The sequence below is a fragment of the Loktanella sp. D2R18 genome, from assembly GCF_003318235.1.
In the GTDB taxonomy this organism is placed as follows: Bacteria; Pseudomonadota; Alphaproteobacteria; order Rhodobacterales; family Rhodobacteraceae; genus Yoonia.
Genome location: NZ_QOCG01000020.1, coordinates 23,404 through 30,662, shown reverse-complemented (window position 1 = coordinate 30,662; position 7,259 = coordinate 23,404). Strand labels below are relative to the sequence as shown.

The 7,259-nt window shown below is 53.8% G+C and carries 7 protein-coding genes; 1 reads left to right on the top strand and 6 read right to left on the bottom strand.

Annotated features, from left to right (window positions below):
* Positions 1–110 precede the first annotated feature (110 nt).
* Together DS901_RS11340 and DS901_RS11335 are read right to left on the bottom strand one after the other, a co-directional pair.
* Positions 111–1,688 (bottom strand): Mur ligase family protein, encoded by a 1,578-nt coding sequence (locus DS901_RS11340; protein WP_113777066.1) that lies wholly within the window; start codon positions 1,686–1,688, stop codon positions 111–113.
* Positions 1,685–2,443 (bottom strand): alpha/beta fold hydrolase, encoded by a 759-nt coding sequence (locus tag DS901_RS11335; protein WP_181820841.1) that lies wholly within the window; start codon positions 2,441–2,443, stop codon positions 1,685–1,687. The genes DS901_RS11340 and DS901_RS11335 overlap by 4 nt, the downstream gene beginning before the upstream one ends.
* Positions 2,444–2,546: 103 nt before the next feature.
* On the opposite strand from DS901_RS11335, the gene DS901_RS11330 reads away from it, so the two are divergent.
* Positions 2,547–3,719 (top strand): ATP-binding protein, encoded by a 1,173-nt coding sequence (locus DS901_RS11330; protein WP_113777064.1) that lies wholly within the window; start codon positions 2,547–2,549, stop codon positions 3,717–3,719.
* On the opposite strand, the gene DS901_RS11325 is transcribed toward DS901_RS11330, so the two are convergent.
* From DS901_RS11325 to DS901_RS11310, 4 genes are read right to left on the bottom strand one after another with little or no spacing between them, the layout of a single operon-like run.
* Positions 3,705–4,202, bottom strand: coding sequence for a D-Ala-D-Ala carboxypeptidase family metallohydrolase (locus DS901_RS11325; protein ID WP_113777063.1), 498 nt, complete (start codon positions 4,200–4,202; stop codon positions 3,705–3,707). The two genes, DS901_RS11330 and DS901_RS11325, sit on opposite strands and share 15 nt — an antisense overlap.
* Positions 4,203–4,257: 55 nt before the next feature.
* Complete coding sequence (locus DS901_RS11320; protein ID WP_181820840.1) at positions 4,258–5,364, bottom strand: transporter substrate-binding domain-containing protein; 1,107 nt, start codon at positions 5,362–5,364, stop codon at positions 4,258–4,260.
* On the bottom strand, positions 5,361–6,062 hold the full coding sequence (locus tag DS901_RS11315; RefSeq protein WP_113777061.1) for an HAD-IA family hydrolase: 702 nt from the start codon (positions 6,060–6,062) through the stop codon (positions 5,361–5,363). Before DS901_RS11315 ends, DS901_RS11320 begins: the two co-directional genes overlap by 4 nt.
* Positions 6,059–7,255, bottom strand: coding sequence for a hypothetical protein (locus DS901_RS11310; protein ID WP_113777060.1), 1,197 nt, complete (start codon positions 7,253–7,255; stop codon positions 6,059–6,061). The genes DS901_RS11315 and DS901_RS11310 overlap by 4 nt, the downstream gene beginning before the upstream one ends.
* Between the last annotated feature and the right edge of the window lie 4 nt (positions 7,256–7,259).

Sequence of the window (7,259 nt, the reverse complement as noted above, 5' to 3'; positions counted from 1 at the left end):
CACGTGAATCACACCAATCCTGGCTCAGATTCTCGGAATCATCACCATAAGAATCAAAAACCCCGACCAATAGGCCGGGATCCGCGATGCTTGGTCCAACTTTCGCGCCCTCAAAGGAATCGTTGTTCCTCTAAGAGATCAGGAAGGTCGTTTTCATAAAGAACGACATCCTGCGCCGTTATATCTGCGTCGATCTTGGCGCGTGCCTCATAAAAGGACGCCACTTCGATTACATTCACACGGCCGCGATCAAGGCCATCCGCAAAGGCACGAATACGGCTCGGGCTCACTATATATATAGTGTCGCAAAATTCATTGCAGGTTTGTGCGAGCCGCCCGTGCACCGCGTCATGCTCCATCCCAAGCTCCGCGACGCCCGGCGTGACCAAGATAGCCCGTCCCCCGCGTTCCATTGCAAGGTCATGCAATGTGGCAACCGCAGACTTAAAGCCCAGCTCGTTCGCATTATACGCATCATCAAGGATCAGTGGCGCGCCGTGGCTTTCGACTTTTTGGAGGCGGTGCGGGATTTGCGAGACCGTTTTGGTGAAATAGGGCAGATCATCCAGCAACCCCGGATCAACATGCAATGTCAGCACAACAGCCAAAGCCGCGTTCATCACGTTATGATCCCCAAGCAGTGGCAATTCAAAACTGACATCGCCATGTGCGCCATCAACCCAATGCAAGCCAATCGTCCACCCGCCACCTGCGGCAGGCTGCGCATTTACAATTACGTCGGCGTTTTCAGCGGCGACCGTGATCACCTGCGCGCCGTATTCTTCCTTTAGCGCTGCAAACGGCGCGTGGCGCAACACCTCGGCATTGATCACAGCAGTGCCGCCATTGCCACAAACATAAGCAACCAGTTCCGATTTCGCGCGCGCAATCGCATCAATACTGCCAAAGCGTTCGGTATGCGCATCACCGACGGCGGTCACGATACCCAGGTTGGGCTGCACGAATTCGCAAAGTCGATCGATTGAGCCTTCACCATATGCGCCCATCTCGGCGATGAAATATTTATGCGACCATTGCAGACGCCCACGAATATGACGTGTCAGCCCTAAGACAGTGTTAATACTGCCGCGGCTATAAAAGACAGGTGCGGAGCCTTCGAGGATTTCGGCAAGGATATGTTTGACCGTAGTTTTACCGAAGCTGCCCGTAATGCCAATGCGCTGCGGATCCATCCGCGCGAGTTTCTCGCGCGCCTCTACTATATACTTATCATTGATGCGTTGCTGGAAAGGTGCCAGCACTTGGTTCGCGGCGATCAATGCGAATGGGGCCAGATGAATGGCGACCACCGCAAAAATGATCCAGTAAAAGCTGATTAGAAGCGGCAAGATCAGGAACCCACCCGCAAGCAGGTAAATCCGGCGCGCCCGTTCGGTCATCGCCAGAGGTTTCTTAAAACGATACTGGTTTTCCGACCACGCGATCATCCCCAGCGCCCCGGCCGCGATCAACAGCACGACGCCCGGTGCGTTCAACAGCATCAGACCAAAGGCGACCAGAATGACCAAGCTCGCACGGACATCATATAGACGCACCGTTTGCAGGGCACCGACATAGCGCGCGCCGTCGTATTCTTCTTGCTGGAAATACGCGAGCAAGGTGCGCAGCCGGATTTTCAATAGATAGCCCAAGGCGCCCAGAAAAATCAGTTTCACGAGAATGATCATGTGCGGGCCTCGGTCAGGATATCTTTAAGCACGTTTGCAATCTGGTGGCGTCCGCGTGTCAGTATCGACAGGTGATCAAATGCAGGACACTCTATATATACCGAGTTCGGAATGCGGGCGTGCAGCACGCGGCCCTCGGCAGGTGGGGTGGCTGTGTCCTTGGCCCCGTAAATCAAATGCGTCGGGGCGATGATCCGGCCGACGTCATTGCTTTGGTCCTCTTTGACGGTCTGCAAAAAGATATCGCGCATGCCAATTTCGCGACTATGTATATAGTCAGCGCTGCCATAGATTTTCTCGAGCTCAATAATCTGGGTCTGATCCGCGGCCTGCGCTTTTTTGCGTCTGAACTGCACACTCCGCAATTGGCCGCGCAATTGCTGCCAAAGCGAGCGCGGTAGCTTCACCCCTGCCCCTGCCACAACAACCAATTGCGATATTGGACTGTTGGGTTGCGCGGCAAGCCGCAGACCGACACGTGCGCCAAAACTATGCCCAACCCAAATATAAGGTTGGTCACCGATCTTTTCGGCCAAAACATCACGCATGTAATCCGCATAGTCGTGCGTATCCCATGCATCATCCGGGCGGGGCGTGTCTCCAAAACCCGGCAAATCAAACAGAATGCAGCGTGCCTGCCCTGCAATCAGCTCCGCAACCGGCAGAAAATCCGCATGGGTTCGCCCCCAGCCATGGGCAAAGACGACAACCAGCCCATCAGGCTGACCTAACTCGACGCTCGCGATTGGCTTCATGCGCATTCACCTTTTATCTTCTTGGCACCGCGTAGAGTGGTGCTTGCTTGCCCGTCCCCCTACAACTATCACTGAGCTAAATGATATTCTAGGACAGTAGACAGTGACCAAGCTAAATATCGCAGTTGTCTTTGGCGGCCCAACCCAAGAACACGACGTCAGCGTTGTCAGCGCCCAACAGTTGATGGACGCGTCTGACTTGCGCAAACTGAACATCATCCCTGTTTATCTCGACTTTGAAGGGCGGTTTATGCATGGCGCGCGCCTGCGCGACCTTGGTGCGTATCGGCCGCGGCCCGGCGGATTGAAACAAGTGATCTTTGCTTGGGGCGACAATGGCCCGTGTCTGCGCAATATGGATGGCAGCAATTTCCACAACATCGACTGCGTCCTGCCTGTATTCCACGGACCTTACGGCGAAGATGGCCGCATTCAAGGCATGATGGAATTGCTGGGTATTCCGGTGACTGGGTTTAATGCCACAAATTCCGCCATCGCGATGCGCAAAGACGCCACCAAAGCGATTGTAAAAACCGTCGGCGTCAATGTCGTGGATCACGTGGTGGCCAACCATGCGACGCTCCAAAATCCCAAAGCATTCGGTCAAAAAGTCGCCCAACAGATCGGCTACCCAGCCATTGTGAAACCTGCCAACCTTGGGTCCAGCATCGGGGTGGGGATCGCCAGCGACGACGAAACGCTGATCGCGCTAAGCCAAGCCGTGTTGCGTCAAGATGGGTTTGCGCTGGTCGAACCAAAGGTGCAAAATCTGGTCGAATATAATGTCGCGCTAACCTACCGTGACGGACAGATTTACCATTCCGCGATTGAACGGCCAAAATCCTCGGCTGATTTGCTCGACTTCAAAGAAAAGTACCTTGCCTCAGGTGATGGTGGCCCGCCGAAAAAAGGTGGAAAACTTGGCAACGGACCCGTGCCATCACAAGGCATGCTCTCGCTAACACGCGACATTAACCCTGACATTCCGAAAGGGCTGCAAGCCCGCATCTATGAATATGCGTCAGCGGCGTTTTCTGTGTTAGGCCTACGCGGCGCGCCACGGATTGATTTTATGGTGGACGATCAAACAGGCGAACTTTGGTTCAACGAAATCAACCCGATCCCCGGATCATATGGGTTCTTTTTGTGGGAAGCAGCCGATCCGCCGCTCTTGTTTTCAGAACTGATCCAGCATCTTGTCGAAGAAGCGATCAACGATAGTCTCAAAACATTTGACGATCCCGTACCCCAAGGGGCGCATCTACTTCCGCGCTAGATCAAAATAGTGAAACCCATCGTGAAAGCTGTCACCGTCAAAGGTCGACAGTTTATTGCGGTTTTGGTCGGCGGTGCAAGACACATGCACCCAGCCGTATTCGCCGCAACGCGGATCAAACTTTTCGAGGATAATTTCATCAAAATCCGTATTCTCGGCCATCCAAAATGCCAGTGTATCATTGGCGATCCCACCCATCATGATATCTGCGGCCTCACCATATAAATGTTGCGATTGTGGCAGGCCGCCAATCTCAGCATTCAATTGCGGGCAACGATAGCCGCTGGTCACAAAAAGTGGCAGGTCAAAATGTGTAATCGCGGGCTGTAAAACCTCTTGGCATAGCCGGGTCAGGTTTTTGACGACCCGCGCATCTGGCGGCAGATTATGAATGCCCTGTTCAGCCGCGGTATCGCTATGACACAGCGTAAACAGATCAATATCTGCGCTGAGCATCGGGTTCAGCGGGTTTGTCTTATACATCGCGATTTGTCCTATGGCTTACGCGCAGCATAGCGGGCGGGCCATCGTGGGCAAGTCAGCGCGTGCCAAAGTAATCTTGCTGAATGTTCTGCCAGATCGGGTCATCCAAGATGGTCAACAATGTGAGATTGATCGGTTCGCGCAGCGCACTATTTGGTGGCAAGGCAACAGCGTAGCGGTTCGGCGCAACGGTCAAAGGGGCTAGCTTCACACCCGTCAAAATCCGATCATTCACCAAATACCGCAAAACCGCATCGTCATGCATAAAGGCATCAATCGCACCTTCGTCAATATCACGCTGCACCTGAGAAAAAGCACGCATTGATTTTACGGTGATACCCGCCTCATCGGTCCAAGTGGCTGCTTCGCTTTGGCTAATCACCGCAATGCTACGGGTTTCAAGATCAGCAACGGTGTTCAGCTCTGGCTCAAGCGCCTGCAAGGTCAGGCTTGACGTGATAATCGCTGTGAAACTGGAAATAATCGTAACCCCGACGAACATCAGCAATAGCACGAAGAGTTGGCCAAACCGAGACCGGAGCTCAAACGGGTTGCCTTGTCCCTGAAACACCAAAAGCGCGGACCAAATCATCGCCCGGTATAGCCCAGAAAGCGGCCCTTGCGTGAAAAATTCATTGCCACTGCGTCGTTCCATCCACCAATAGATCAGCGCAACAAAGACCATAAAGCCAAGAAGGCCCGCAACAATCATCAAGATATTTGAGTGGAAAATGCGCCCCAGAAGGACGGCAAAATTAGCGCCCCTGCTCCGATCAGGCACGATTAACCCCAGCGAGGCTTCGAAATAAGGGAATGCAAAATCAACGATCTGTTCGTGCGCGACGTTCAGCGGCAGATTCGACAGCGCCAAGTCCACGTGCCCCGCAGAGGTTGCCAGAACGAGTTCGGCGTTGGTGCCGAATTCCACATAAGAATAATCTGACGGCCCTAGACCTAAGCAACCCGCGATAAGTTCCCAAAAATCAACCGAAAGCCCTTCGGGCGCATCCTTTGATCCCATCACAAATGGCGGCGCAAATTTAGTCCCGACAATCAGGGGCCCGTCCGAGACATCCACCGAGACATCCGGGCAATGTTGCTGTGCCACTGCAGGCCCAGTGGCGATCATGAAGGCAGCGCAAATCGCGAAAAACCATTTCATCTTTGGGCCCATTCTTGCGAAAGTATCATCGGATCAAGCTGCGCCTGCGCATCGGCTGGGCTGTCAAACACATAGGTGGGGCCAAGCGCACAAAGCGTAGATCGCGCTGTGTAGCCCCAAGCCGCGGCAGCCGTGCGGCACCCTGCAGCCTGGCCGCACCGAATATCCGCGGACGCGTCGCCAACAAGGATGAAATCCGACATCATCAATTGATTGTCGCGCGCGAACCGCTGGGCCATTTCGGGGGCCGGTTTGGGTGCGCCCACACGGTCGCTGGCATAGACCGCACAAAAATAGTCGCGAATTTGCAATTGCTCGAGCAGTTCAATAGTCCGTTCGTAATCCTTTCCCGTCGCAATACCCAGCAGCAAACCTTTGCCGCGCGCCCATGAAAGAAGATCGACCGCGCCATCGTAAAGCTGAACGTTGGGGGCAAGCTTTCGGCTGTGTTTGCGAAACGGCTCAAACATGTCGTGCGAAAGCCCGAGGTTTCGCATAATTTGCGGGAACCCCATACCAAGATAGTTTTGATACTCCTCAAATAGCGCCTCATGCGGCATGGTTCGGTTTGGGTAGACCTCCTCCAGCGCCGCAAAAAACGCGCGCTTCATCACAGGAAGACTGTTTATCAACACACCATCAAAATCAAAAAGCAGGGCTTTCAAATGCATCGGTGGGATCGGGTCAAGCGCGCTCATTCACTGTCTCCATCTTGTACGACATAAAGCTGGGCCACGACGGGCACAAAGCTTCCAATTTCACGGCTAAATGCCTCGTAAATTGCGGGCAGTATCAAACCGCGCTTGCGGACCAGGCTTTGGTTCATACCGATCAGGAATTGCTTCGCTTCACGTTGCGGCCGCACTGTTGCGCCATTCAAAGCCGCCAAAGCAAGCTCCATCGCGACCTCTCCTTGTTCGGATCCCGCGATTGCTACCGTCATCATACCGCCATCCGCCACAAAGCGGGTATTCACGCCCAAAACTGGCAATTTCGCGTTCAATTCGGTCCATGCGATCAGGTCTTCTGCGGCGACTGGCTGACCATTCGCGTCCGACACGTTTTGATAGTTCGCAATCAACAGCATTAGATCACGCTCATTTGCCAGTGCGACAGCATCCTCCCATTCTGCAATACTGGCAGCATTGACTGGCGGTTCAGCGACGAAGGGTGACCAATCTTCCGCCCGATAATTTTGATTTTCTGTGATCGCCGTCGGGGAGGCGTCGTTAAGCATCATGATTCCCGCCACATCGCCCGGATATGCCTGTTCAAGCGCGATAAGCGTTTCGATCAAAGCAGCGTAATTTTTACGTTCAAAAATACCCGAAACATTGCTTGCCTGATCATAGCCGTAATGCGCAACGCTGCCGTTGACCCCTGCAAAAACAAGCTCGGGCAGTGGCGTGTCGCCCGGATCATCAAGCCCAAAGAAATCGAGCGCTGGCGTGGCACAGCGCCCGCCGGAAATCCAATCGTTTAAGTCCTGAGCCAAGGCGTAGCGGTCCGCGGGTTCGTCCAGTATTAAATGGTTAAATCCAACCAGGGCCTGCGCAAGATCATCAACCAAAATGATGACCTCTGGCTTCCAATCATCTAGCGTAAACCGTACTTCGGCCGCTGCGTTTTTGTAGAAATTGCAATCCGGGTGATTGCGCAAATTCATATAGTGGGTCCGCACGTTAAGCCGCGGACCATCCGACGCTTGGCCGGCCCCAATGGCACGGCGAATGCCACCCTCAACATCGTTCACCCACGCAAGGTCGTTATTATAGGAATGTACGACCAATATTTTGGCCTGCTCATTGTTTTGCGTCAGCACGAGCCGTCCAACCACAACCAGGAGGGCTGCAATCACGACGTATTTTGCAACGGCGAAAAATTGTTTCATCGGG

Bases quoted from the DNA above. Each gene is read 5' to 3' on its own strand.
- DS901_RS11340 (WP_113777066.1), bottom strand. From the start codon at position 1,688: ATGATCATTCTCGTGAAACTGATTTTTCTGGGCGCCTTGGGCTATCTA.
- DS901_RS11335 (WP_181820841.1), bottom strand. From the start codon at position 2,443: ATGAAGCCAATCGCGAGCGTCGAGTTAGGTCAGCCTGATGGGCTGGTT.
- DS901_RS11325 (WP_113777063.1), bottom strand. From the start codon at position 4,202: ATGTATAAGACAAACCCGCTGAACCCGATGCTCAGCGCAGATATTGAT.
- DS901_RS11320 (WP_181820840.1), bottom strand. From the start codon at position 5,364: ATGAAATGGTTTTTCGCGATTTGCGCTGCCTTCATGATCGCCACTGGG.
- DS901_RS11315 (WP_113777061.1), bottom strand. From the start codon at position 6,062: ATGAGCGCGCTTGACCCGATCCCACCGATGCATTTGAAAGCCCTGCTT.
- DS901_RS11310 (WP_113777060.1), bottom strand. From the start codon at position 7,255: ATGAAACAATTTTTCGCCGTTGCAAAATACGTCGTGATTGCAGCCCTC.